Origin of the sequence: Mycobacterium sp. PO1, assembly GCF_017312405.1 — a bacterium.
Lineage (GTDB): Bacteria > Actinomycetota > Actinomycetes > Mycobacteriales > Mycobacteriaceae > Mycobacterium.
Map to the genome: position 1 here is coordinate 45,166 of NZ_BLTG01000061.1, position 23,690 is coordinate 68,855.

The following is a 23,690-nucleotide window of genomic DNA, read 5'->3' on the forward strand; positions in this document are numbered from 1 at the left end:
CCGGAGCAACTCGACCCGTCTCCCCCGTGTCGGCAGCGGCAACTCCGTGACCAGCTGCCAGAGCAGTCATGACGTATGCCGCTAGTGCCAGACCGCCGACCTGAACGGTGCGCTTGCAAACGTGGCCGAGATCCACCCCGGTCAGTTCACCGTCGACACCGGATTCCCCGGAACACGGGCGCAGCGTCGACCGCGTGTCACCACCCGGGTGCCGGGTTGACGTCGGACTCGGGGTAACGGTCTCGTGATGATGGGTCATGGTGCTCAATCCGATCCTGGAATGCGGCGAGCGTTGGACCGCAGGCAGTGGTACCGGTCACTTCGCTGTGCCGCTGTGTTGTAGATCGCATTTAACATACCGATCGCGCTGTATCAGAGCAAGCATTACGCACAGTAATTGTCGATAGTGTCGATAAAATAGCTACATGAATTACGTCCTCAGCTGCGCAAATAGCGAGTTTGGGACAGGATTGGGCACGTCATTGCCGCGCCAGGCCACTCAGTGAGACTGCAGATTCCCAACTGGAGTGTATGTAAATTACGCGACCCGGCACGCGCCACTGGGGGTGCGACGGTTACAGCGTCGCGGGCCGGATCACCACCACCGACTTGGTCTTCGCTCCGGCGTCCTGCAACAGCGCCATCACGCTCCCGTCGGGGGCCGCCGCGGCGTAGACGCCGGAGATGCCTGCCGGCGTGAGCGGACGTCCGTGGCCGGCGTCGATGGCCTCGGCCGCGGTGAGGTCGCGCCGCGGAAAAGCCCGCAGGCACGCCTCGTCGAGGGAGTAGGACAATTCCGGCGCCTCGGCGAGTTGCTCCAGTGTCCGGGCCTGCTCGAGGCCGAAATCTCCGACCCGGGTGCGCCGCAGCGCTGTGAGATGGCCTCCGACACCGAGCGCGGCGCCGACGTCGCGGGCCAGAGCGCGAATGTAGGTGCCGCTGGAGCAGTCGACCTCGACGTCGACGTCGACGACCCCGCCTGGGCGATCCCGGTGCACCGCGAGCACCTCGAAACGGTCGATCCGCACCGGCCGGGGTGCCAGCTCGGGGCTCTGTCCCTCGCGCACCATCCGGTAGGCCCGCTTGCCGTCCACCTTGATGGCGCTCACCGCAGAGGGAACCTGCTCGATGTCGCCGCGCAGTGCAGCGACGGCGGCCGCGACGCGGTCGTCGGTCACAGCGACGGCCGAAACACGTTGCACGACATCGCCTTCAGCATCCTCGGTGGTCGTGGTCTCGCCGAGCCGGATCGTCGCCGAATACGACTTCGCCGTGGCCGTCAGCAGACCGAGGATCTTGGTGGCGCGTTCCACACCGATGACCAGCACCCCGGTGGCCATCGGATCCAGTGTGCCCGCGTGCCCGACCTTGCGGGTACCGAACATCCGCCGGCACCGGCCAACGACATCGTGACTGGTCATCCCACCGGGCTTGTCGACCACCACCAGGCCCGGAGGCACCGCTGTCACAGCACGATCGCCGTCAACGCGATCCCGTTGCGCACCGACCACCGACCTGTCAGCGCCGTCAGCGGCGGGCCCGACAGCGCTTCCGGGTCGATGAGGATCTGGGAGGTGAACGTCCCCGCGTGTCCGGACCCGTCGACGTCGAAGCGGATGTGTGCGTCCTCGAAGCCCAACCACCGTCGCGTCAAGGGGTACCACGCTTTGTAGGTCGCTTCCTTGGCGCAGAACAACACCCGATCCCAGTGCACGTCGTCGGGCAGCGCGGCGAGTTCATGCCGTTCGACGGGGAGGCTGATCGCGTCGAGCACCCCGTTGGGCAACACGTCGTGCGGCTCGGCGTCGATCCCGACGGACCGCACCTCTTCGCGGCGGCCCACCGCGGCCCCGCGGAATCCTTCACAGTGTGTCAGGCTGCCGACAATGCCGTCGGGCCAACAGGGTTCGCCCTTCTCCCCTTTGAGGATCGGGACCGGGTCGGCACCGAGATCCACCAGGGCCTGACGTGCGCAGTAGCGCACGGTGATGAACTCGTTGCGCCGCTTGGGAACCGACTTGGCGATCAGCGGCTCCTCTTCAGGCAGCGGAGCCAGTTCCTTGGGGTCGGTGTACAGCTCGGCGGCCGCCAGGGCGGTTATCGAACCGGGCAGCACCCCGGCCAGCAGGGTGGCGGCGATCATGCCCGCCTGCTCACGATCCGCTGTTGCACCTTGGCTGCGTGATCACGCATTTCCTGGGTGATCTGGAAATGCCCGCCGAACTCGTTGAGATAGCCGGGCGCGTACTTGGGATCCGGGAGGATCTGCCGCAACCACCGGTACGGCCTGCGGCGGCGCCACTCGCGGGGGTAGCCGACCGAGACCTCCTCGAAGCGGACCCCGTCGTACCAGGTGGTGCGTGGGATGTGCAGGTGTCCGTACACCGAGCAGAGCGCGTTGTAGCGGGTGTGCCAGTCGGCCGTCGCCGTCGTGCCGCACCACAGCGCGAACTCCGGGTAGAACATCGCGTCACAGGGTTCACGGACCATCGGGAAGTGGTTGATCTGGATGGTCGGGGTCATCCAGTCCAGATCTTCCAGCCGCTTGCGGGTGTAGGCCACCCGCTCACGGCACCAGGCGTCGCGAGTGGAGTACGGCTCGGCCGAGAGCAGGTATTCGTCGGTGCCGACGATGTTGCGCTCCTTGGCGATCGCCAGCCCCTCGGCCTTGGTGCCCGCACCCTGCGGCAGAAACGAGTAGTCATAGAGCAGGAACATCGGCACCAGCGTCGCCGGGCCACCCTCCTCGGTCCACACCGGATAGGGGTGCTCGGGAGTGAGGACGCCCATCTCGTCGCACATGTTGACGAGGTAGTCGTAACGCGCCTTGCCGAAGATCTGCATCGGGTCGCGATTGGTGGTCCACAGCTCGTGGTTGCCCGGCACCCAGATCACCTTGGCGAACCGCTTGCGCAGCAGGTCCAGTGCCCACCGGATCTCGTCGGTGCGTTCGGCGACGTCGCCGGCCACGATCAACCAGTCCTTAGGTGAGGCAGGATGCAGCGACTCAGCCACAGGCTTGTTGCCGGTGTGCCCGGTGTGGAGGTCGCTGACCGCCCACAGCGTCGGACGTCGGTCGTCACTGGTCACAACAGACCAGAGTACTGGTGCACCCATCACGCGCTCGCCACCCGTTCGCCGGGCAACTAGAACGTGTTCTAGGCTTCCGGTCCCCCGGCGCGTGGCGGCCGTTACACTGCCCCGCAGGACGGACGAATGCGAGCGGGACCGGACATCTCACCGGCCCGGAACCTCGAGGGGGTGCGATGGTCGCCAAACTGCGGCTCTTCTCGGCGCTGTGTGCGCTGGTCGCCGCGGTGGTGGTGGTCTGGCAGACGACTCCGGCCGGCCCGGTGGCCGGCGACCGGGTCGAACTGCGTGCGACCGGCGCGCCGTTGCCGGCGGTGTCGACGACCATCAAGTATCCGGTGATCGACCTCGTCGACCCGGATCCCTTCGATCCCTGCCGGGACATCCCGTTGGACGTGGTCCAGCGCATCGGCCTGGCTTTCACCCCGCCCACGCCCGAGGACAGTCTGCGTTGCAAGTACGACGCCGGGAACTACCAGATGGCCGTCGAGGCGTTCGTCTGGCGGACCTTCGAACAGACCTTGCCGGCCGACGCGGTCGAACTCGACATCAACGGCCATCGCGCGGCGCAGTACTGGGTGATGAAGCCCACCGACTGGAACAACCGCTGGTGGATCACCTGCATGGTGGCATTCAAGACCAGCTACGGCGTCATCCAGCAATCGCTGTTCTACTCGCCGATCTACTCCGAGCCCGACCCGGACTGCATGCAGACGAACCTGCAGCGCGCGCATGAACTGAGCCCGTTCTACATCTACTGATTCCCAAGCTGCTCGCGGGGTATGGACCGCTCCAGCATCCCGATCGTCTCCTCGTCGTCCCAGCGATACCGCACGCCGGCCTGCTGCAACGCCGGGAACGTCCAGTTGGCCATCGTGGCGAGGACATCGGGCGGCACATCCTTCGGGTCGGTGATCTCATGGTTCGACAGCACCGTCTCCCCCGCGATCCGGACGGTCCCGCGCTCGGTCTCGAGGACCAGCGATACGTCTTCGCCCACGGATTGCAGCCGAGACAGCCACGGCGCCGACACCACCCGCGCCGGAATCAGTGGTCCGTCGCCGTCGAACAGATAGCCCTCGTTGAACGTCGGCTCTCCGTCGGGCCGGGGCGGATAGGCGATATAACCGAAGCCCCGACCGCTGCCGAACAGCGCCGACTGCCAGCAGTGCCCCCAGAATCCCTCCAGCCGGCGCACCCCTTGGCGGCGGATCCGCAGTCCGCTCCCCGTGAGGTCGTGACACTCGCCGGCCACCTCGACCGACCCGGCAGCGCGGAACAACTGTTCGTAGCGGGGCCCGCCCATCAGGTCACCGGCGATCGACGTCTTGAGTTGCGTATCCGCGTCAGTCCGCAACGCACCCTGCACCCACGGCGGTGCAGCCATCCTGGCCTCGATGGCGAACCGCAGGTTCACCAGTGGGCCGGTCTTGCGTCCAGCGATCAGGTCGGCCGACGTGGTCTGAATCGCGTGACCGTCGAAGGCCACGGTCCAGACGTCGAACGGCTCGACGCACCTGAACGCGATCGGGCCCGCGCCCAGCACCGCGGGCGTGCCGTCGGGCGCGAACGGCGAACGGGCCGGGGCGTTGTCGCGCAACCGGTACACCCGACCATCGGGGAAGGCGAGGTTGACCTGGATCTGGTGGCTCCCCCAGTGCGCCGCGACCGCCTCGATGCCGATGCGCGGCAGGCCGACCGCACCGCTGTCGTCGAACACCCAGAAGCTGACCGAGTCCCGCATCTCGGGGTCATCCGGCCGCTCGGCGAACACGTACTCGCGACCGGCGTCGATTCCGCCGGCGAGGTCAGTGGTCATCGCTACTCCTGAGATAGGTGTCGACATAGGTGGCGAATCGCGGCCGAATCACGTCGACATCAAGGCCGAAATCCCCGGGGTCGCGCTTCGGGTGAGGGTCCTGGCTCTCGGCGTTGGCGTGCCACCACACAGCCATCCGATGCTCGAACTCTTCGGAGACCGGCACTTCGAGCCAGTCGTAGAGGCGGCGCACCTCGCCGACGGGATCGACCTGCATGTCGCGAAAGTCGATGTCGTAGAAGCGGGCATCTCCGCCGTTCGCCCGGAACTCCATGGTGCGGGCCACCGCGGTCGACCACACCTCCACATTGAGCTCACCGAGGTAAGGACGATCGACGTGGTCGCTGAACCCGCTGACTATGTCGGCGTAGACATCGGCCACCGAGAGCATCACGTCGGTGGGGTCGCGGTGCGTCATGACGAAGCGCGCGTCGGGGAAGACGCGGTCCAATTGGGATACAGAAGTCATGTGGGCGGGCGTCTTCAGTCGCCACGGTCTGGTGGGTTCGCCCCACTGCAGCAACTGCAGGACCCTGCGCTCGTAGCGGTACGTAGGCGTGAGATCGGCACTGTGGAGCAGCCACCGAGAGTAGGAGGGGATCTGCGCGAAGGCCTGGAAGATCTGCGAAGTGAAATTCAGTGCCATCAGATCCAGGCACTCCGTCGGGCCGTGTGTGTCGCTGGGCACGTGGTGTCTGCTGCCGACCACAACGGGCCGCTGCCCGGCCGGGATGCGGGGATCGTCGCCGAGCACGGTGGACGGCGGCGGGCACGGCCGAGTCGACTCCCAGAGGCGTAGATAGCGGACGCCGGGGTCCTGGGCCAGGAGGAAGGACAGGGCTGTCGATCCGGTACGGGGCAATCCCAGGCCGAACACCGGCGCGGTCACGGGCTGGTCGGCAATCTCTGGGTATCGGGCGAGCCAGTCCTCCACCTGCAACCGCTGGCACAGCAACAGCCGGATGCGGTCGTAGATGTAGGCCTCGCCCCGGGTGTTGAGCTTGGCCTCGGCGGCCAGGGCACGCAAGAGGATCTCCAGACCCTCACGAAAGCAGTCGTCGCCGAAATCGGCGAGACCGGTCTGTCGCATCGCAGCACCGAGCAACTCGTCCGACGACACCTGCGATGCGGCCATCGTTTGCCTCCCACTTTCGTGACAGTAAGCTGTCACGATTATGAGCGGTTCGTCAATCCCTCCGCGGCGGAACTACGACAACACCAGCCGTCGGCAAAAAGCTGATCAGACCCGCGACAAGATCGTGGCCGCCGGTAGCGAGCTGGTCCACGAATTCGAGAGCTGGAACTGGCAGGGGCTCACGTTCAAGGCGGTGGCCGAACGCGCCGCGGTCGGCGAACGGACCGTCTATCGCCATTTCCCCTCCGAGCAACTGCTGCACGACGCGGTGATGCAACGGCTCGAAGACGAGGCGGGAATCTCCTATGAGGACATCGACCTGACCACCTTGGACGAAGTGACGACCCGGATTTTCGCATCCCTGCAGCGGTTCTCGGTTCGGCGATCGGCGCAGGCGACCGACGATCCCACGTTCAACACCGTCGACGAGCGTCGTCGCGCGGCGCTGCAGTCGGCGGTGGCCACCGCCGCGGCGCAGTGGAGTGACACCGAGCAACGGGCCGCCGCGGCGCTTCTGGACCTGCTCTGGAACGTCGAGGCCTACGAGCGCATGGTCGGGGTGTGGGGCCTGGAGGGTTCCACTGCGTCCCAGGCGATGCGCTGGCTGATCGCCAAGATGGTTCGGGCAATCGACGGCGGGCAGTCACCTCTTGCGTAGCCTGTCGGGGTGAACGCGACAACGCCGGCTATGACCGAGCCGACACCGCCTCGCGGGATGGCGGCCCGGATCGGACGCACGCTGGGCAAGGTGCTCGGGTTGCCCGAACCGACGTCGGGTGTCGTCGTCCACCGCGGCCTGCGTGTTCCGATGCGCGACGGCGTCGACCTGATCGCCGACCACTACGAGCCGCAGCTCGCCACCCCGGCTGGCACGCTGCTGGTGCGTGGCCCCTACGGGCGCAGCTTCCCGTTCGCGGCGCTGTTCGGCTCGGTCTACGCCGCCCGCGGCTATCACGTGCTGGTGCAGAGCGTGCGGGGCACGTTCGGTTCGGGCGGCGAGTTCTCGCCGATGGTGCACGAGATCCCCGACGGCGCCGACACCGTCGCGTGGCTGCGTGAACAAACCTGGTTCACCGGCACCTTCGGCACCGTCGGACTGTCGTATCTTGGCTTCACCCAGTGGGCGCTGCTCAGCGATCCGCCACCGGAGATGAAGGCGGCGGTGATCACGGTCGGTCCGCACGACGTCAGCGGGCCACGTTGGGGCACAGGGTCGTTCGGCCTCAACGACTTCCTCGGCTGGAGCGACCTGGTCGCCCATCAGGAGGATCCCAACCGGCTGCTGACCCTGCTTCGGCAGGCGCGGGCGCAACGCCGTGTGACGCGCGCGTCCTATGGTCTGCCGCTGGGCGAAGCGAGCCGCGCGTTGCTCGGTGACGGTGCGCTGTGGTTCGAGTCCTGGCTCGAGCACCCCGACGCCGACGACGAGTTCTGGACGCGGCTGCATCTACGAGAGGCTCTGGAGCGCACGGACATTCCGGTGCTGCTGCTGTCCGGTTGGCAGGATCTGTTCCTCGAACAGACCCTGACCCAGTTCGCCAGGTTGCGCGACCGCGACGTACCCGTCGGCTTGACCGTCGGGCCGTGGACCCACGGACACATGATGACCAAGGCCGCTCCGACGGTCATCCGCGAGACGCTGGACTGGCTCGGTACCCATCTGGGTGATCAGCCCTCCCAACGCCCCAGCCCGGTGCGTGTGCATGTCGGTGGGCAGGGCTGGCTGGAGCTCGCGGACTGGCCGCCGCCGATGCCCGAGCAGGTGCTCTACCTGCAGCCCGGCGGTGGTCTGGCCGGCGCCGCGCCGGCCCAGGGCGGTGACGAGGTCTTCGTCTACAACCCCGCCGACCCGACCCCGACGGTCGGAGGACGGCTGCTGTCCCCCGTCGGCGGTTACCGCGACGACACCGAACTGGCGCGCCGCGCCGATGTGCTGACCTTCACCAGTGCGCCGCTACCCACCGACCTGTGTGTTGTCGGCGCCCCGGTCGTGGACCTGTCGCACTCCTGTTCCAACCCGAACAACGATGTCTTCGTCCGGCTCAGCCAGGTGGACGCGCAGGGCCGGTCGCGGAACATCAGCGACGGCTACCTGGCTTCAGCACCCGACACCGGCACGGTGCGCCTCGAACTCGACGCCGTCGCGCACACCTTTCCGGCAGGCGCCCGGATCCGGGTGCTCATCGCGGGCGGGTCGCACCCGCGTTTCGTGCGCAACCTGGGCACCGGCGAGTCCGTCGCCACCGGCACCGCGCTGGCGACGGCACGTCACACCGTGCGTCTCGGCGGCGAATCACGCCTGGTCCTGCCGGCTGACAGCCGGCCACCGTCAACCGACTGAGCCACGCACCCGGTCGGCGATCCCCTCCAGGACGGTCTCGTCGTGCACCGGGTCCGCCCAGTCCGGTCGCACCGGCAGCTGGACCCAACTCGCGCAGCCGCGGTAATCCGGGGTGCGCTGCAAACGCACCGGCTCACGTAACGCCGCCGCCGACACCACCACGGCGGTGAGCCGGTGCCGGGGGCGAAAGTCCAGCCGGTCGGCGCGGACCGACTCGTCGGTCCAGATGTGCAGCGACGCGAGCTGTTCGAGGTTCTCCGGGCGGCGGACCTCGACGACGGCGACCACGCGGGCGCCGGCACGCACCAGCACCTCGTCGTCGGTGCTGTCGCGCGCCGACTCCTTTAGCAGGTCGCGATGCTCGGGCCGCACCCGCTCGGCGTGGCTGTGTGCGATCGTCGGGAACAGCAGGAATCGCGACGCGGCGACCTCGAACCGCTTCTCGTGGATGCCGCCCTTACGCAGCAGAAGCGTCTGCCTGCCGTCGAGGAGGGCATGAATGGCCGCGCTCCACTCCTTGAGCGCCGGAGTCGGCGCCGACATCGGCCCGGAGGCCGGCTTCGAGACCGGCGCCGGCGTCGACGCCGACATCGGCCCGGAGATCGGCCTGGCCTCGCCGGTCATGCCAGGCCGAGGCGCGCCCGGACCTCCGGGCGGCGCAGCGGTGGAACCGTTTTCGGCGGCTGCCTGCGCGGAGCCAGACCGGCCAGCAAGCGTTCCGTGGTCGCAGTGACCTCGGCGACCGCGGTCTCGAACGCGTCGACGTTGGCCGCCGACGGCTTGGTGATGCCGCTGACCTTACGGACGTACTGGCGCGCCGCGGCCTCGATCTCCACGGCGGTGGCCGCCGGTTGCAGCCCGCGCAGCTCGGTGATGTTTCGGCACATGACCTCCACGATAGGCGCTTGACGGGTGTCGATACGGTGAGCGGATGACCGAAACGTCCGATGTCCTGCTGGTCGAGACGACCGACCGAATCCGCACGCTGACCCTGAATCGGCCCGGGGCCCGCAACGCGCTGTCGGCGGCGCTGCGCACCGGGCTGTTCGCGGCACTGCGCGAAGCTCAGAGCGACGATGACGTCGACGTCGTCATCCTCACCGGGGCCGACCCGGTGTTCTGCGCCGGACTGGACCTCAAGGAACTCGGCGACACCACCGAGCTGCCCGACATCTCCCCGAATTGGCCGCCGATGACCAAGCCGGTGATCGGCGCGATCAACGGCGCGGCCGTCACCGGGGGCCTGGAGATCGCGCTGTACTGCGACATCCTCATCGCCTCCGACCAGGCGCGCTTCGCCGACACCCATGCCCGGGTCGGCCTGCTCCCGACCTGGGGTCTGTCGGTGCGGCTGCCGCAGAAGGTCGGGGTCGGTATGGCCCGGCGGATGAGCATGACCGGTGACTACCTGTCGGCGGACGAGGCGCTGCGCACCGGGCTGGTGACCCAGGTCGTGCCGCATGCCGAGCTGCTCGACACCGCGCGCCGGATCGCGGCGTCGATCGTCGGCAACAACCAGAAGGCGGTGCGGGCGCTGATGGCGTCGTATCACCAGATCGACGAGGCCCAGAACAGCACCGGGCTGTGGATGGAGGCCGCGTCGGCGCGGGAGTGGATGAAGTCCACCAGCGGCGATGACATCGCTGCCAGTCGCGGCTCGGTCATCGAGCGGGGCCGCTCACAGGTGCGTTAGCCCCGTCTCGCACCGCGAAGGCGCACGTCTGCACAGTAGGCGCGGGCGTGTCGTGGCGCGCCGGTCGACCGTCGACGCGCCCGCCATGTCGCTCAGTTCCGCAGCGACGGCCAGACCAGATCCCGGTAGCGCTCCTTCATGGTGTCCAAGACCGCGAGGCCCTCGGTGGCCCAGACGGTTTCGTTGAAGATCTCGACCTCGATGTCTCCCCGATAGCCGGCCTGATCGACCAGGGCGCTGATCGCGGCGAAGTCGATGACGCCGTCGCCCATCATCCCGCGCGACACCAGCGGATCGGCCGCCATCGGCACCAGCCAGTCGCAGATCTGGTAGCTGCTGATCCGGTCGGCGGCCCCGGCCCGGGCCACCGACTCGGCCAGCCCGGGATCCCACCACACGTGGAACGTGTCGACGACGACGCCGACGGCATGCGCCGGGAACGGGGCGGCCAGCTCCAATGCCTGGCCGAGGGTACTGATGACTGCCCGTTCGGCGCAGAAGACGGGGTGCAGGGGTTCGAGCGCCAACCGCACGTCACGGTCGACCGCGTAGGGAACGAGGTCGGCGAGGCGCTCGGCGACCCGGGCGCGGGCACCGACGAGATCACGCCCGGCCAGCCCGCCGACGACCATCACCAGCTCGCGGGTGCCGAGCGCGGCGGCCTCGTCGATGGCGCGCCGGTTGTCGTCGAGGATGGCGCCCGAATTCTCGACTCCGGTCAGGAATCCGCCACGGCACAGCGTGGACACCCGAAGACCGTTGTCACGCACGATCTTCGCAGCCTCGTCGACGCCGGCCTCGGCGACCCGGTCACGCCACACCCCGATCGCAGGCAGACCGGCCGAGGCGGTGGCCTCGACCGCTTCCCGCAGTGTCCAGCCCTTGGTGGTCATGGTGTTCAACGACAGCCGGTCGCACCAGGCGGACATCAGCCGACTCCGTTGAGCGCGAGGAACGTTCGCATCCGATCGGCGGCGAGCTCCGGGTCGGCCAGCAGACCGGCGCGGTCTGCGAGCACAAAGGCTTCGCTGAGGTGGGTGACCGACCGCCCGCTGGCCAGCCCGCCGATCAGACTGAAGCCTCGCTGGCGGCCGTTGAGCCACGACAGGAATGCAATACCCGTCTTGTAGTAAAAGGTGGGCGCGGCGAACAGATGCCGACCGAGCGCGCTGGTCGACTCGAGAATCCGCCGGGCCGCGGTGCTGTCGCCGGCGTCCAGGTGTTGCAGCGCAGTCGAGGCGGCCGGGAAGATCGCCGCGAAGACACCCAGCAGCGCATCGGAATGATGCTGTCCGTCGCCCATGATCAACTCGGGATAGTTGAAGTCGTCACCGGTGTAGAGCCGAACCCCTTCGGGGAGCGCGCGGCGCAACGCCACCTCATGCGCGGCGTCCAGCAGCGACACCTTCACCCCGTCGATCTTGTCGGCGTGCTGCCGCACCAGCGCCTCGAATGTCGCGGTGGCGCTGTAGAGGTCGGCACTTCCCCAGTAGCCGCGCAGGTCCGGATCGAACATCTCCCCGAGCCAGTGCAGAATCACGGGACCGTCGGCTTCAGCGAGCAGGGTGCCGTAGACCGACAGATAGTCCTCGGGCGAGGAGGCGACCCGCGCCAGCGCACGCGACGCCATCAGGATCACGTTCGCGCCCGCTTCGGTGACCACATCGACCTGTTCCCGGTAGGCATCGGTGATGACCGACAGACCGCGCGCCCCGGTGGGCACGTTCTGCGCCGCGAGTTGATCGGTGCCGGCACCACAGGCCAACCGACCACCCACCGCGGCGGCCTCGCGTCCCGAGCGGGTGATCAGTTCCCTGGTCGCCGGCCAGTCCAGGCCCATACCGCGCTGCGCGGTGTCCATCGCGTCGGCGACCCCGAGTCCGTAGGACCACAGCTCGTGGCGGTAGGACAGGGTGGCGTCCCAGTCGACGTCGGCGGGCGCACCGGGCGTGTTGTCGCCGAGCACATTCGGCACCACATGCGCTGCCGCGTAGGCGATCCGGGACGTGATGGGCGCCTGGGGCCGGCGCCAGTCGCCTGGCTCGCCCAGCTGGTAACGGTCGAGCTCCCCGTCGATCGGCAACACGACCGAGGCGGAGGTGACGCTCGCGGTCACAGCACGATCTCCGGAACTTCGAGCCGGCGGCCCTCGGCTGAGCTCCTCAGACCGAGCTCGGCCAACTGCACACCGCGGGCGGCCGAGAGCAACCCGAAGCGGTGTGGCCGCTCGGCGAGCACGTCGCGCAGAAACTCCTCCCACTGCAACTTGAAACCGTTGTCCAGATCGGCGTTCGCGGGAACCTCGAGCCACTGGTCACGAAATCGCTCGGTGACCGGGAGATCTGGATTCCATACGGGTTTCGGGGTGTGTGCACGCTGCTGGGCCACACAACGCCGCAATCCGGCCACGGCCGAACCGTGGGTTCCGTCGATCTGGAATTCGACGAGTTCGTCGCGGTACACCCGCACCGCCCAGGACGAGTTGATCTGGGCGACGATGTCACCGTCGATCTCGAAGATGCCGTACGCAGCGTCGTCGGCGGTAGCCGAATACGCGTGGCCCGCTTCGTCCCACCGCCTGGGAATGTGGGTGACCGCGCGGGCGGTGACGGCTCGCACCGCGCCCAGCAGTCCCTCCATCACATAATTCCAATGGCAGAACATGTCGACGGTGATGCCGCCGCCGTCCTCGGAGCGGTAGTTCCAACTCGGCCGCTGAGCGGGCTGCCCGTCGCCCTCGAACACCCAGTAACCGAACTCCCCGCGCATCGACAGTATTCGCCCGAAGAATCCCTCGTCGACCAGGCGACGCAGCTTGACCAGCCCGGGTAGGTAGAGCTTGTCGTGCACGACACCCGCGACGACACCGGCATTGTGCGCCATCCGAGCCAGTTCGATGGCCTCGGTCAGCGTTTCGGCGGTCGGCTTCTCGGTGTAGACGTGCTTGCCGGCCTTGATGGCCGCCGACAGCGCCTCCACACGCCGGGACGTCACCTGAGCGTCGAAGTAGACGTCGACCGTGGGATCGGTGATCACCGCGGTCACGTCGGTGGTCCATTCCTGAACCCCGTGCTCGGCGGCCAGGTCGGCGACCTTGTCGGCGTTGCGGCCGACCAGGATGGGCTCGACGGCCACCCGCGTGCCGTCCTCGAGGACCAGGCCGGCATCGCGGAGCGGGAGTATGGAGCGCAGCAGATGCTGGCGGTAGCCCATCCGTCCGGTCACGCCGTTCATCGCGATGCGCAGCGTTCTGCGCGGCGAAGTCGCTGAAGTCATCTGGGAGTTCCCTGTCTGGAAAGGCGGCGACGGACGAGGCCGTCACGGCATGTGCTGTCGGGTGACCTGCACCGGTGCGCGCCTCGGCGACGAGGGTGCGTGGTGTCAGCACTTCGGAATGCGCTTTCCACGGTAAGCTGTGCGCACGTCGCGGTCAACCCAGGATGGGCTCCACGACAAACGACGAGCATTCGGCGAGTTCAGGAGCGGCAGCGATGGCGGCGGTCAGACTGCAGGATGTAGCGGCGCGCGCCGGCGTGTCCCAGGCCACCGCGTCGCGGGTGCTCAACGGGTCGACGAGGATCCCCGGCGAGGGAGTCGCCGATCGCGTCCGTGCCGCTGCGCGAGAACTGGGCTACAAGCCGAATGCGCAGGCCCAGGCCCTGGCGCGGGCCTCCACCGGCCTTCTGGGCCTGATCGTGCACGACATCGCCGACCCGTACTTCTCCTCCATCGTGCGCGGTGTGCAGACCGCGGCCCGGACCGCCCGCAAGCAGGTGCTGCTGGCCAGCACCGACCGCGACTTCGACATCGAACGCGAATCGGTGAGCACGTTCATCTCCCACCGCGCGGATGCGATCGTGCTGGCCGGATCGCGCCAGAGCGGAGACCTCGACCGCGCCCTGGAGGCCGAGTTCGACTACTACCGGGCCAACGGTGGACGCGTGGTGGTGATCGGCCAACCGCTGGCCTTCGGTTCGGCGGTCGAGCCCGAGAACCACTGCGCCTCCGGCCAGTTGGCCGACGCGCTGGCCGAGGCCGGGCACACGCAGTTCGCGGTGATCGGGGGCCCGGGCAACATCCGCACCGCGGTCGACCGACGCAACGGCTTCGTCGAGGCACTGAGCCGGCGTGGCCTGACGACAATGGTCGAGGTGTCCGGGCCGTTCACCCGCGACGGTGGTTACGCCGCAGCCCGACGCCTGGCCGCGGCGCTGCAGCTGCGGCCCGACAGTGGCGCCACGCCGGTCTGCGTCTTCGCGGTCACCGACGTGATGGCGATCGGCGCCATCGCGGCGTGGCGGGAGATGGGCCTGGTCGTGCCGCGGGACGTCTGCGTCGCCGGCTTCGACGACATCCCGACGCTGCGCGACCACACTCCCAGCCTGACCACGGTGGTGCTGCCACTGGAAGCCATCGGCGCCCAAGCCGTGCAGCTCGCCCTGCACTCGGGCAGCGATGACCTGCGCGAACGTGTCCCAGGCCAGGTGGTCCTGCGGGACAGCACCCGCCTACCGTGACGAAAAGCCCGCGCATCGGCGGCGCCGCCGACGTTGACAGTGTGCGCTGAGTCACGTTAGGGACGGAATCGCTTCGGAAAGCGCATTCCCAGTCGAGTCGCTCGGCTCGAGCTCCTGCGAACTTAGGACATTTCCATGGCGGTAACCGCATCGGCCGGCGTGCGCCCCTCCTCATCGGGACCCCCTCCGGCCCCTTCCCGCTCGACACGCTCGTGGCGGCCGTCGTTCTCCGCCCGGCGCGCCGCAGCCAGCCTGTGGCGTCCGGCCGCGCTGGTGATCGTCCTGCTCGCCGGCTGGTGGGCCGTCACCGCGGCCGAGCTCGTCGCCCCCTACATCCTCCCGTCCCCGATCGACACCTGGCACACCGCGCAACAGAACGCGGCCTACCTCGCCCAGAACACCTGGGTCACCACGTGGGAGACCGTGGTCGGGTTCGTCATCGCGGCGGTCGTCGGCGAACTGGTCGCGGTGATCATGGTGTACTCGGCGAGCCTGGAGAAGACCGTCTATCCGCTGATCCTCTTCGCCCAGGTGATCCCCAAGATCGCGATCGCACCGCTGTTCGTCGTCTGGCTGGGTTTCGGTCCGTCGCCCAAAATTCTCGTCGCCGTGCTGATGGCCTTCTTCCCGATCGTCATCTCCGGTCTCGCCGGCCTCCGTTCGGTCGACCCCGAGATCCTCGAACTGAGCTCGACCATGGGCGCCAGCCGACTCAAGACCTTCATGAAGATCAGGTTCCCGGCCTCGTTGCCGCAGCTGATGTCGGGGTTGAAGGTGGCTGCCACCCTCGCGGTCACCGGCGCGGTCGTCGGCGAATTCGTCGGCGCCAACGAAGGTCTGGGCTACGTCATCCTGCAGGCCAACGGAAACGTCGACACCGCAATGCTGTTCGCCGCCCTGATCATCATGTCGGTTCTGGGCATCGTCCTCTTCGCGATCATCGAGATCGCCGAGAAACTGCTCATCCCCTGGCATTCCTCGCGCCGCACCGCCAGTTCCGCGACCACCGGCGCCTGACCGGTAACCGAAACCGACCCATCCACGACCTCTCCAGGAGTTCCTCATGTCCTTCCCCCGCCGCCGCACCACGGCCGCCATCGCCGCCACCACGGCCCTGCTCACCCTGTCGGCCTGTGGCGGCAGCAGCCCCGACAACGCTCCCGCCGCCGACGGTTCCGCCACCCCGGCGACGCTGATGCTCAACTGGTACCCCTACGGCGAACACGCACCCTTCTACTACGGCGTGCAGGAAGGCATCTTCGCCGACCACGGCATCGACCTGACCATCGACGCCGGACAGGGATCCACCAAGACCGTGCAGGCGATCGGCACCGGCCAGGCGGACTTCGGGTGGGCCGACACCCCTGCCGTACTGAGCAACATCGACAAGGGCGTCGACGTCAAGAGCGCGGGAGTCTTCCTGCAGACCACGCCCTCAGCGGTGCAGGTGTTCGCCGACTCGGGTATCGACGACCCCCAGGACCTCGCGGGCCGCACCATCGCGGTGTCCGCCGGTGATGCGCCCACCACGACCTTCCCGATCTATCTGGACAAGGTCGGGGTGCCCGAGGATCAGGTGACCCAGCAGAGTCTCGACGCCGCCGGCAAGATGGCGGCGATGCTGTCGGGCCGCGTCGACGGGTTGATCGGCTTCGCCCACGACCAGGGTCCGACGATCGCCGACAAGAGTGGCCGCGAGGTGCGCTACCTGCGCTATTCCGATGCCGGCCTGAACTTCTACAGCAACGGTCTGATCGTCAACAACGCCATGATCGCCGACAACCCAGAACTGGTGCAGGCGATGGTCGACGCCACCAGCGAGGCATTCGCGGCGGCCACCGAGAACCCGGAGGCTGCCGTCGACGCGATGGCTGGCAAAGACCCTCAGATGCCGCCGCGCGAGGTGCTGCTGCAGCAGTGGCAGCAGACCATCCCGTTGCTGTCCACACCGGCCACCGCCGATCAGGCACCGGGCAACAACGCCAAGGAGGACTGGGAGACCACCATCGCCACCCTCAACGAGGCCGGGCTGCTGGAGAGTGCCAAAGACCCTGCCGAGTACTGGGATTCGTCCTTCGCGCCCGACGGACAGCAGTAGGAGATCCTGGACATGACCACCGCAACCATCACCCCGGCGGGTAACCCAGTGAAAAGCGACACCACCGAGTCCTCCGACGTGATCGCGATCGACGGTCTGACCGTGACGTTCTCCTCGAAGCGGGCCACGGTGACCGCGCTGGAGGACATCGATCTGCGGGTCGCTGACGGCGAGTTCGTCGCGATCGCCGGACCTTCGGGATGTGGCAAGTCCACGCTTCTGAAGGTGGTCGCCGGGCTGACCGACGCATCCTCCGGAGACGTGCGCCTGCGCGGGACCCCGGTGCAGGGGCCGCAACGCGAGATCGGCTATGTGTTTCAGCGGGCAGCGCTGCTGGAGTGGCGGTCGGTACGCAAGAACATCCTGCTGCAGGCCGAGATGCGCGGCATGCCCCGCCAGGCTGCCCAGCAGCGTTGCGACCAGCTGATCGAGATGACCGGTCTGACCGGATTCGAGCAGGCCCTCCCCCACGAGCTCTCCGGCGGTATGCAGCAACGTGTCTCGCTGTGCCGCGCGCTGCTGCACCAGCCCCGGGTGCTGCTGATGGACGAACCGTTCGGGGCGCTCGACGCATTGACCCGGGAGAAGATGAACGTCGAGCTGCATCGCATCTGGCGCGAGACCGGCACCACCGTCGTACTGGTGACCCACTCGGTCGCCGAGGCGGTCTACCTCGCCAACAGGGTCGTCGTGATGGGCCCACGACCGGGCCGCATCATCGAGACCCTCGACGTCGACCTGCCCGCCGAGCGGGACTACGGCGAGACGATGGAACGTCCCGAGTTCATCCGGGTGGCCAACCGGGTGCGTGAACTGCTCGGCAGCTCCTCGGCCGCCGACTGACCCACCCCGCCCCGGCAGCGCGTGGGCGCGTGCCTGCTCACCTCGACACCTGTGTGTCGCGTGCAGACGCGCGCCCTCGCCGCGCGTCATCGCATCTGTTCGGCCGCCAAATCTTCCACGCTCATGCCATCGACCAGCCGGTCGAGCGCACCGGTCATCGTCGCGCACTCCCGTGTGGGGTGATCGGCCGGACAGTTCAGGGCGTGGGTGAGGAACTGCTGCGCGGCGCGAGCTTGGGCGATGACGCGGTCGAGATCGGCCAGCTGAGCGCGGACCGAGTCGCGCCACTGCTCGCTGGGCGCATCCAACACCGCTGCGGCGATGTCGAGCGGAACCCCCAGGCGGTGAACGATCTTCAGAAATGCCAGTCGTCGCAGCTCCTCGGTTCCGTACATCCGGGTCCCGGCTCGCCGGGCCTTGGGCCGCACCAGGCCACGCTCGTCGTAGTACCGCAAGGCCGACGGCCTCATCTGCAAGCGTGTCGCGGCCTCGCCGATCGTGATCGCGTCCATGACGTCATTTGACTTCACCTCGACTTGAACCGGCAAGGTCGTCGTCATGAACGACACCACACCGATGCCGGTCAACCATCACGGCGATCATCCTGGGTTCGCCGGACTCACCGGCACGCTGTTCGCGGCGGTGTTCCTGCTTGCGGGCCGCGCCGGTGCCGCTCTGGCCGGCGAGCTGACCAGCCCGGCGGCCGGCGACCACGTCGTCGACATCGGCTGCGGGCCGGGCAACGCGGTACGCGCGGCGGTCCGGCGGGGCGCCCGGGCCACCGGCGTCGACCCCTCTGCCGCGATGTTGCGCGTGGCACGCACCGTCACCCGGGACAAAGCCGCCACCTGGGCCGAGGGCAGCGCCGAAGCGCTGCCGGTCGCCGACGCCTGCGCCACCCACGTCTGGGCGTTGGCGACGGTGCACCATTGGCGGGACGTCCCCACCGCACTGACCGAGATCCGTCGCGTGCTCGCCCCCGGTGGGCGGTTGCTGGCCATCGAGCGCCGGACAGAACCCGGGGCGACGGGTTATGCCAGCCACGGCTGGACGGCACAGCAGGCCGAGTCTTTCGCGGCGCTGTGTTCATCGGCCGGCTTGGTCGACGTCGACGTGACGACGAGACAGGCCGGCAAGCGGGCCGTATGGGCGGTCTGCGCCCGCCGGCCCTGATCCGGGCGCGCGCTGCGGTACGGCAAAGTCGGCGTGTCGCCGTGCAGACGCGCGCGCTCGGCGAAATGGGGTCAGCCGGCGCCCGCGACCAGCCAGCGGCCGGACAACACCCGCCAGCCGACGAACGCCAGCCGCAGCACCATGAACGTGGTCAGCCCCGACCAGATGCCCAGCAGCCCCCAGCCGAACGCCAGCGACAACCAGATCAGCGGCAGGAACCCGACGAGGGCGCTGACCAACGTCGCTGTACGCATGAACCTCGCGTCGCCGGCTCCGAGCAGCACGCCGTCGATCGCGAACACCACCCCGGCTATCGGTAGCTGGGCCACGAGGTACCACCACGGCACACTGATCTCGCCGAGCACCGAGCGATCGTCGGTGAACACCGACGGCAGCACCGACGACCCCAGCGCGAACACCGCGGCCAGTACCGCCGCGGCGACCGCCGAGAACACCGTCACCCGCCAGGCCACCGACTTCGCGTGCGTCAGTTGACCCGCCCCCAGGGCGGCACCGACCAGCGACTGCGCCGCGATGGCCAGCGAATCCAGCACCAATGCCAGGAAATTCCACAGCTGCAGGACCACCTGATGGGCGGCCACGGCCGCCGCGCCGAAGCGGGCCGCGACCGCACCGGCGGAGACGAAGCACGCCTGAAACGCCATCGTCCGCAACACCAGGTCACGTCCCATCACCACTTGCGCCCTGAGCACCGACGTCCGCAGTCCGAGCGGGACACGCTCGACGATCAACGCCCGGATGAACAGTCCCGCGGCCAGCCACTGGCCGACGACATTGGCCACCGCAGAACCTGCCAAACCCAGCTCCGGGGCACCCATCAGGCCGTAGACCAGCGTCGGGCACAACACCGCCGACAGCGCGAATCCGACCACGACATAGCGCAGCGGACGCACCGTGTCCTGGACACCGCGCATCCAGCCGTTGCCCGCCGCCGCCACGAGGATCGCCGGTACCGCCAGGCTGGCGATGCGCACCCAGGGCACTGCCGCGTCGGCGACCTCACCGCCGGCCGAGGCGCCGGCCAGCGCCGAGACCAGCGGTCGGGCGAAGAGTTGAACCGTCAGCACGATCGCGGTGCCGATCCCCAGCGCCAGCCAGGTCGCCTGCACGCCTTCGCCGATCGCGGCCCGGCGGTCACCGATCCCGTAGTAACGAGCCGCGCGGGCGGTGGTGCCGTACGCCAGGAACGTCAGCTGCGAACTCAGCACGCCCATGATCAGCGCGCCGATGGCCAGAGCCGCCAAGCTGACCGCGCCGAGGCGGCCCACGATCGCCAGGTCGAACAACAGGTACAGGGGTTCGGCGGCCAGCACGCCCAGTGCCGGGAACGCCAGCGCAGCGATACGCCGGCTGGTGGCCGGCTCGAGGGCGTCAGTCAAGCGCGCTCTGCAGTGCCGCGACCACGTCGGCGGCAGATCCGGCCGTGGTGTAACCCGCCGCCAGCCGATGGCCGCCGCCACCGAAGGTGGTGGCGACCGCGGCCAGGTCGATCGTCTTGGCCCGCATCGACACCGACCACAACTGCGGCTTGATCTCCTTGAACACCGCCGCCACCTCGGCCTGGCGGGTGGTGCGCACGATGTCGACGATGCTCTCGACCTCTTCGGAGCGCGCCGCGGCCCATTCGTCGTGGTCGACGACCGCGTAGACGAATCCGCGCCCGCCGGCGGCGTCGGCGATCAGGCGGGCCGAACCGAGCACCCGCGACAGCATCGGCAACCAGGCGAACGGATGGGTGTCCATCAGTGTGCGGCTGACAGTCGCGTTGTCCACGCCGAGCTCGACCAGCCGCGCAGCCAGCCGGTGCGCGCGCGCACTGGCCCACCGAAACGATCCCGTGTCGGTGGTCAACCCGGCGTACACGCAGTGCGCGACCGCGGCGTCGATCGGAATGTCCCAGGCGTCGAGCAGCTCGGCGACCAGCATCGTCGTCGAGTCCGCCGACTGGTCGACGTAGTTCGCGGAGCCGAACATCAGGTTCGACGCATGGTGGTCGATGACCAGCACGCTGCGACCCGGGGCCGCGAGCTCACGCAACTCGCCCAAGCGGTCCACGCTGGGAATGTCGACGGTGACGACAAGGTCGGCGTCGCGGCGCATCGCCTCCGGCGCCACCAGCAGGTGGCATCCGGGCAGCGAGCACAGCGACTCGGGGAGTACGTCCGGCGCGGCGAAGCCGACCTCGACATCCTTGCCCAGCCGGTCGAGCACCAAACCGAGCGCCAAACCGGCCCCGATGGTGTCGGCGTCGGGGAAGACGTGACAGACCACGCTGACCGTCGCCGCCGACGACAGCAGTTCAGCGGCGCCACGAGCGTCGACCCGCGCGCCGACCGCGTCAGTCGCCGCGTCTGCCGTCGAGTGTGTCGAAGTCACCCATGTCCTCAGCGTCAGGCCCGTCCCACGGTTCCCCGGCGGGCTCCTCGAGCCCCCCGGCTGCCTCCGCCCCGCTTACACGGTACGGGTCCGCCTCGCCTGCGTGCTTGGCACCCTGACGAACTCTCGCCAAATCCTCATCTGCCGCCCGGGCACGGGCCAGCAGCTCCTCCATGCGGTGCGCGGCGTCGGGCACGGTGTCCCGGACGAACGCCAGCGTCGGGGTGAACCGCACCCCGGTCGCGGCGCCCACCTTGGTCCGCAGCACGCCCTTGGCCTTCTCCAGCGCGGCGGCCGCGCCCGGATAGTCCGGCTCCTCGTCCAGCGAGCGACCCAACACCGTGTAGAACAGCGTGGCGTCGTGCAGATCGTTGGTGACCTTGGCATCCGTGATCGTCACCCCGGCGAGTCGAGGATCTTTGATCTCGTACTCGATCGCCGAGGCGACAACCGTGGAGATGCGTTTGGCCAGCCGCTTCGCCCGTGCGGGGTCAGCCATGGCGCGTGCTCACCTTTCGGTCTCGGGTCCCACTCAGACCCGCTCTTTCTCGACCAGCTCGTAGGTCTCGATGACGTCGCCCTCCTTGATGTCGGAGTACGTCAACGTCAGACCGCATTCGTAACCCTCGCGGACCTCGGTGGCGTCGTCTTTCTCGCGCTTCAACGACGACACTGTGAGGTTCTCCGCGACCACCACGTTGTCCCGCAGCAGCCGAGCCTTGGCGTTGCGCCGCATGATGCCCGACTGCACCAGGCAGCCGGCGATGTTGCCGACCTTGGACGACCGGAAGATCGCCCGGATCTCGGCACGGCCGAGCTCGCGCTCCTCGTAGATCGGCTTGAGCATGCCCTTGAGCGCACTCTCGATCTCGTCGATGGCCTGGTAGATCACCGAGTAGTACCGGATCTCCACGCCCTCGCGGTTGGCCAGCTCCGTCGCCTTGCCCTCGGCACGAACGTTGAAGCCGATGATGATCGCATCCGAGGCCGACGCCAGGTTGACGTTGGTCTCGGTCACGCCACCGACACCGCGGTCGATGACGCGCAGTTCGACCTCGTCGTCGACCTGGATACCCAGCAACGCCTCTTCGAGCGCCTCGACCGTACCGGCGTTGTCGCCCTTGAGGATGAGGTTGAGCTGACTGGTCTCCTTCAGCGCCGAATCCAGGTCCTCCAGGCTGATCCGCTTGCGCGCACGGGCCGCCAGCGCGTTGCGCTTACGCGCGTTGCGCCGGTCGGCGATCTGCCGGGCGATCCGGTCCTCGTCGACGACCAGGAGGTTGTCGCCTGCGCCCGGTACCGACGTGAAACCGATGACCTGTACCGGCCGCGACGGCAGCGCTTCCTCGACGTCCTCGCCGTGCTCGTCGACCATGCGGCGCACGCGGCCGTAGGCGTCGCCGGCGACGATGGAGTCGCCGACGCGCAGCGTGCCGCGCTGCACCAACACGGTGGCCACCGGGCCGCGACCGCGGTCCAGGTGCGCCTCGATCGCCACGCCCTGGGCCTCCATGTCCGGGTTGGCCCGCAGGTCCAGCGAAGCGTCGGCCGTCAGCAGCACCGACTCGAGCAACTGCTCGATGTTGACATTGTTCTTCGCCGAGATGTCGACGAACATCGTGTCGCCGCCGTACTCCTCGGGAATCAACCCGTACTCGGTGAGCTGCCCGCGGATCTTCGACGGGTCGGCACCTTCTTTGTCGATCTTGTTGACCGCGACCACGATCGGCACCTCTGCCGCCTGGGCGTGGTTGACCGCCTCGATCGTCTGCGGCATCACACCGTCATCGGCGGCGACCACCAGGATCGCGATGTCGGTGGCCTTGGCGCCGCGCGCACGCATGGCGGTGAACGCCTCGTGACCCGGGGTGTCGATGAAGGTGATGGGCCGCTCGGCACCGTCATGCTCGACCGACACCTGGTAGGCGCCGATGTGCTGGGTGATGCCGCCGGCCTCGCCCTCGCGGACGGTGGCGTTGCGGATGGTGTCCAGCAACCGGGTCTTGCCGTGGTCGACGTGACCCATGACGGTGACCACCGGCGGGCGGAACTCGAGGTCCTCCTCGCCGCCCTCGTCCTCGCCGTAGGTGAGGTCGAACGACTCCAGCAGCTCGCGGTCCTCGTCCTCCGGGGAGACGACCTGAACCTTGTAGTTCATCTCGCCGCCCAGCAGTTCCAGGATGTCGTCGCCGACAGACTGCGTCGCGGTGACCATCTCGCCGAGGTTGAACAGCGCCTGCACCAGCGAGGCCGGGTTGGCGTCGATCTTCTCGGCGAAGTCGCTCAGCGACGCACCGCGCGCCAGGCGAATGGTCTCGCCATTGCCCTTGGGCAGCCGGACGCCACCGACGACCGGAGCCTGCATGTTCTCGTATTCGGCGCGCTTCGCCCGCTTCGACTTGCGACCCCGCTTGGGTGCGCCACCGGGGCGTCCGAACGCACCCGCGGCACCGCCGCGCTGACCGGGACGACCGCCGCCGCCGGGGCGACCGCGGAAACCACCGCCACCGCCGCCGGGACCTCCACCGGGTCCGCCGCCGCGGTAGTTGCCACCACCGCCGCCGGGACGACCGCCGCCGCCGGG

Annotated in this window: 24 protein-coding genes; 9 read left to right on the forward strand and 15 right to left on the reverse strand. The window is 68.5% G+C overall.

Annotated features, from left to right (window positions below):
* Window positions 1-575 precede the first annotated feature (575 nt).
* The 3 genes from truB to J3476_RS19590 are packed head-to-tail and all read right to left on the reverse strand — an operon-like array spanning window position 576 to window position 3,117.
* Window positions 576-1,469: a tRNA pseudouridine(55) synthase TruB gene (gene truB, locus J3476_RS19580; protein WP_207068030.1), complete on the reverse strand. Its 894-nt coding sequence runs from the start codon at window positions 1,467-1,469 to the stop codon at window positions 576-578.
* Window positions 1,466-2,143, reverse strand: coding sequence for a 4'-phosphopantetheinyl transferase (locus tag J3476_RS19585; RefSeq protein WP_207068031.1), 678 nt, complete (start codon window positions 2,141-2,143; stop codon window positions 1,466-1,468). Before J3476_RS19585 ends, truB begins: the two co-directional genes overlap by 4 nt.
* Window positions 2,140-3,117: a metallophosphoesterase gene (locus J3476_RS19590; protein WP_207068032.1), complete on the reverse strand. Its 978-nt coding sequence runs from the start codon at window positions 3,115-3,117 to the stop codon at window positions 2,140-2,142. The genes J3476_RS19585 and J3476_RS19590 overlap by 4 nt, the downstream gene beginning before the upstream one ends.
* Before the next feature lie 149 nt (window positions 3,118-3,266).
* On the opposite strand from J3476_RS19590, the gene J3476_RS19595 reads away from it, so the two are divergent.
* Window positions 3,267-3,851, forward strand: coding sequence for a DUF3558 domain-containing protein (locus J3476_RS19595; RefSeq protein ID WP_207068033.1), 585 nt, complete (start codon window positions 3,267-3,269; stop codon window positions 3,849-3,851).
* Here the strand turns inward: J3476_RS19595 and J3476_RS19600 are convergent.
* Together J3476_RS19600 and J3476_RS19605 are read right to left on the reverse strand one after the other, a co-directional pair.
* Window positions 3,845-4,909, reverse strand: coding sequence for a hypothetical protein (locus J3476_RS19600; RefSeq protein ID WP_207068034.1), 1,065 nt, complete (start codon window positions 4,907-4,909; stop codon window positions 3,845-3,847). The genes J3476_RS19595 and J3476_RS19600 overlap by 7 nt on opposite strands.
* Window positions 4,899-6,044: a sulfotransferase gene (locus J3476_RS19605; protein WP_207068035.1), complete on the reverse strand. Its 1,146-nt coding sequence runs from the start codon at window positions 6,042-6,044 to the stop codon at window positions 4,899-4,901. The genes J3476_RS19600 and J3476_RS19605 overlap by 11 nt, the downstream gene beginning before the upstream one ends.
* Before the next feature lie 40 nt (window positions 6,045-6,084).
* Between J3476_RS19605 and J3476_RS19610 the strand changes: the two genes are divergently transcribed.
* On the forward strand, window positions 6,085-6,702 hold the full coding sequence (locus tag J3476_RS19610) for a TetR/AcrR family transcriptional regulator (protein WP_207068036.1): 618 nt from the start codon (window positions 6,085-6,087) through the stop codon (window positions 6,700-6,702).
* A 30-nt stretch (window positions 6,703-6,732) separates the two neighbouring features.
* The gene (locus J3476_RS19615; protein WP_286183368.1) at window positions 6,733-8,385 is read left to right on the forward strand and encodes a CocE/NonD family hydrolase; all 1,653 of its coding nucleotides are present in this window, start codon (window positions 6,733-6,735) and stop codon (window positions 8,383-8,385) included.
* On the opposite strand, the gene J3476_RS19620 is transcribed toward J3476_RS19615, so the two are convergent.
* Window positions 8,374-8,928, reverse strand: coding sequence for a DUF1802 family protein (locus tag J3476_RS19620; RefSeq protein ID WP_207068059.1), 555 nt, complete (start codon window positions 8,926-8,928; stop codon window positions 8,374-8,376). The two genes, J3476_RS19615 and J3476_RS19620, sit on opposite strands and share 12 nt — an antisense overlap.
* 77 nt (window positions 8,929-9,005) lie before the next feature.
* Window positions 9,006-9,272, reverse strand: coding sequence for a DUF2277 domain-containing protein (locus tag J3476_RS19625; protein ID WP_163674290.1), 267 nt, complete (start codon window positions 9,270-9,272; stop codon window positions 9,006-9,008).
* A gap of 44 nt (window positions 9,273-9,316) precedes the next feature.
* Between J3476_RS19625 and J3476_RS19630 the strand changes: the two genes are divergently transcribed.
* On the forward strand, window positions 9,317-10,078 hold the full coding sequence (locus tag J3476_RS19630) for an enoyl-CoA hydratase (protein ID WP_207068037.1): 762 nt from the start codon (window positions 9,317-9,319) through the stop codon (window positions 10,076-10,078).
* A gap of 92 nt (window positions 10,079-10,170) precedes the next feature.
* Here the strand turns inward: J3476_RS19630 and J3476_RS19635 are convergent, their stop codons facing one another.
* The 3 genes from J3476_RS19635 to J3476_RS19645 are packed head-to-tail and all read right to left on the reverse strand — an operon-like array spanning window position 10,171 to window position 13,354.
* Window positions 10,171-11,007, reverse strand: coding sequence for a sugar phosphate isomerase/epimerase (locus J3476_RS19635; protein WP_207068038.1), 837 nt, complete (start codon window positions 11,005-11,007; stop codon window positions 10,171-10,173).
* Window positions 11,007-12,194 carry a dihydrodipicolinate synthase family protein gene (locus J3476_RS19640; RefSeq protein WP_207068039.1) on the reverse strand — a complete coding sequence of 396 codons (1,188 nt, stop codon included), beginning with the start codon at window positions 12,192-12,194 and terminating at the stop codon, window positions 11,007-11,009. The genes J3476_RS19635 and J3476_RS19640 overlap by 1 nt, the downstream gene beginning before the upstream one ends.
* Window positions 12,191-13,354: a Gfo/Idh/MocA family protein gene (locus J3476_RS19645; protein WP_207068040.1), complete on the reverse strand. Its 1,164-nt coding sequence runs from the start codon at window positions 13,352-13,354 to the stop codon at window positions 12,191-12,193. The genes J3476_RS19640 and J3476_RS19645 overlap by 4 nt, the downstream gene beginning before the upstream one ends.
* A 215-nt stretch (window positions 13,355-13,569) precedes the next feature.
* On the opposite strand from J3476_RS19645, the gene J3476_RS19650 reads away from it, so the two are divergent.
* The 4 genes from J3476_RS19650 to J3476_RS19665 all read left to right on the forward strand — a co-directional run bounded on the left by J3476_RS19650 (window position 13,570) and on the right by J3476_RS19665 (window position 17,536).
* The gene (locus tag J3476_RS19650; RefSeq protein ID WP_207068041.1) at window positions 13,570-14,595 is read left to right on the forward strand and encodes a LacI family DNA-binding transcriptional regulator; all 1,026 of its coding nucleotides are present in this window, start codon (window positions 13,570-13,572) and stop codon (window positions 14,593-14,595) included.
* 135 nt (window positions 14,596-14,730) lie between these two features.
* Complete coding sequence (locus tag J3476_RS19655) at window positions 14,731-15,612, forward strand: ABC transporter permease (protein ID WP_207068042.1); 882 nt, start codon at window positions 14,731-14,733, stop codon at window positions 15,610-15,612.
* Window positions 15,613-15,658: 46 nt separating this feature from the next.
* Window positions 15,659-16,693 carry an ABC transporter substrate-binding protein gene (locus tag J3476_RS19660; RefSeq protein WP_207068043.1) on the forward strand — a complete coding sequence of 345 codons (1,035 nt, stop codon included), beginning with the start codon at window positions 15,659-15,661 and terminating at the stop codon, window positions 16,691-16,693.
* A 12-nt stretch (window positions 16,694-16,705) separates the two neighbouring features.
* Complete coding sequence (locus J3476_RS19665) at window positions 16,706-17,536, forward strand: ABC transporter ATP-binding protein (protein WP_207068044.1); 831 nt, start codon at window positions 16,706-16,708, stop codon at window positions 17,534-17,536.
* A gap of 86 nt (window positions 17,537-17,622) precedes the next feature.
* Here the strand turns inward: J3476_RS19665 and J3476_RS19670 are convergent, their stop codons facing one another.
* Entirely contained in the window at window positions 17,623-18,096 is a 474-nt protein-coding gene (locus J3476_RS19670; RefSeq protein WP_286183371.1) for a MerR family transcriptional regulator, read from the reverse strand.
* On the opposite strand from J3476_RS19670, the gene J3476_RS19675 reads away from it, so the two are divergent.
* Window positions 18,095-18,709, forward strand: a complete 615-nt coding sequence (locus J3476_RS19675; RefSeq protein WP_207068045.1) for a class I SAM-dependent methyltransferase — start codon at window positions 18,095-18,097, stop codon at window positions 18,707-18,709. The two genes, J3476_RS19670 and J3476_RS19675, sit on opposite strands and share 2 nt — an antisense overlap.
* A 71-nt stretch (window positions 18,710-18,780) precedes the next feature.
* Here the strand turns inward: J3476_RS19675 and J3476_RS19680 are convergent, their stop codons facing one another.
* The 4 genes from J3476_RS19680 to infB all read right to left on the reverse strand — a co-directional run.
* The gene (locus tag J3476_RS19680) at window positions 18,781-20,109 is read right to left on the reverse strand and encodes an MATE family efflux transporter (RefSeq protein WP_207068046.1); all 1,329 of its coding nucleotides are present in this window, start codon (window positions 20,107-20,109) and stop codon (window positions 18,781-18,783) included.
* Window positions 20,102-21,106, reverse strand: a complete 1,005-nt coding sequence (locus tag J3476_RS19685; RefSeq protein WP_207068047.1) for a bifunctional oligoribonuclease/PAP phosphatase NrnA — start codon at window positions 21,104-21,106, stop codon at window positions 20,102-20,104. The genes J3476_RS19680 and J3476_RS19685 overlap by 8 nt, the downstream gene beginning before the upstream one ends.
* Window positions 21,069-21,605, reverse strand: coding sequence for a 30S ribosome-binding factor RbfA (rbfA, locus tag J3476_RS19690; RefSeq protein WP_207068048.1), 537 nt, complete (start codon window positions 21,603-21,605; stop codon window positions 21,069-21,071). The genes J3476_RS19685 and rbfA overlap by 38 nt, the downstream gene beginning before the upstream one ends.
* A 33-nt stretch (window positions 21,606-21,638) precedes the next feature.
* Window positions 21,639-23,690: translation initiation factor IF-2 (gene infB, locus J3476_RS19695; RefSeq protein WP_207068049.1), on the reverse strand; the 2,052-nt coding region annotated here is incomplete at its 5' end.

Excerpts from the sequence above, each read along its gene's own strand:
- J3476_RS19605 (WP_207068035.1), bottom strand. The coding sequence starts at position 6,044 with ATGGCCGCATCGCAGGTGTCGTCGGACGAGTTGCTCGGTGCTGCGATG.
- J3476_RS19670 (WP_286183371.1), bottom strand. The coding sequence starts at position 18,096 with ATGACGACGACCTTGCCGGTTCAAGTCGAGGTGAAGTCAAATGACGTC.
- J3476_RS19660 (WP_207068043.1), top strand. The coding sequence starts at position 15,659 with ATGTCCTTCCCCCGCCGCCGCACCACGGCCGCCATCGCCGCCACCACG.
- J3476_RS19625 (WP_163674290.1), bottom strand. The coding sequence starts at position 9,272 with ATGTGCCGAAACATCACCGAGCTGCGCGGGCTGCAACCGGCGGCCACC.
- J3476_RS19585 (WP_207068031.1), bottom strand. The coding sequence starts at position 2,143 with ATGATCGCCGCCACCCTGCTGGCCGGGGTGCTGCCCGGTTCGATAACC.
- J3476_RS19615 (WP_286183368.1), top strand. The coding sequence starts at position 6,733 with ATGACCGAGCCGACACCGCCTCGCGGGATGGCGGCCCGGATCGGACGC.
- J3476_RS19600 (WP_207068034.1), bottom strand. The coding sequence starts at position 4,909 with ATGACCACTGACCTCGCCGGCGGAATCGACGCCGGTCGCGAGTACGTG.
- J3476_RS19675 (WP_207068045.1), top strand. The coding sequence starts at position 18,095 with ATGAACGACACCACACCGATGCCGGTCAACCATCACGGCGATCATCCT.
- J3476_RS19610 (WP_207068036.1), top strand. The coding sequence starts at position 6,085 with ATGAGCGGTTCGTCAATCCCTCCGCGGCGGAACTACGACAACACCAGC.
- J3476_RS19650 (WP_207068041.1), top strand. The coding sequence starts at position 13,570 with ATGGCGGCGGTCAGACTGCAGGATGTAGCGGCGCGCGCCGGCGTGTCC.
- J3476_RS19595 (WP_207068033.1), top strand. The coding sequence starts at position 3,267 with ATGGTCGCCAAACTGCGGCTCTTCTCGGCGCTGTGTGCGCTGGTCGCC.
- J3476_RS19665 (WP_207068044.1), top strand. The coding sequence starts at position 16,706 with ATGACCACCGCAACCATCACCCCGGCGGGTAACCCAGTGAAAAGCGAC.
- J3476_RS19630 (WP_207068037.1), top strand. The coding sequence starts at position 9,317 with ATGACCGAAACGTCCGATGTCCTGCTGGTCGAGACGACCGACCGAATC.
- J3476_RS19635 (WP_207068038.1), bottom strand. The coding sequence starts at position 11,007 with ATGTCCGCCTGGTGCGACCGGCTGTCGTTGAACACCATGACCACCAAG.
- J3476_RS19620 (WP_207068059.1), bottom strand. The coding sequence starts at position 8,928 with ATGTCGGCGCCGACTCCGGCGCTCAAGGAGTGGAGCGCGGCCATTCAT.
- J3476_RS19655 (WP_207068042.1), top strand. The coding sequence starts at position 14,731 with ATGGCGGTAACCGCATCGGCCGGCGTGCGCCCCTCCTCATCGGGACCC.
- J3476_RS19590 (WP_207068032.1), bottom strand. The coding sequence starts at position 3,117 with ATGGGTGCACCAGTACTCTGGTCTGTTGTGACCAGTGACGACCGACGT.
- rbfA (WP_207068048.1), bottom strand. The coding sequence starts at position 21,605 with ATGGCTGACCCCGCACGGGCGAAGCGGCTGGCCAAACGCATCTCCACG.
- J3476_RS19645 (WP_207068040.1), bottom strand. The coding sequence starts at position 13,354 with ATGACTTCAGCGACTTCGCCGCGCAGAACGCTGCGCATCGCGATGAAC.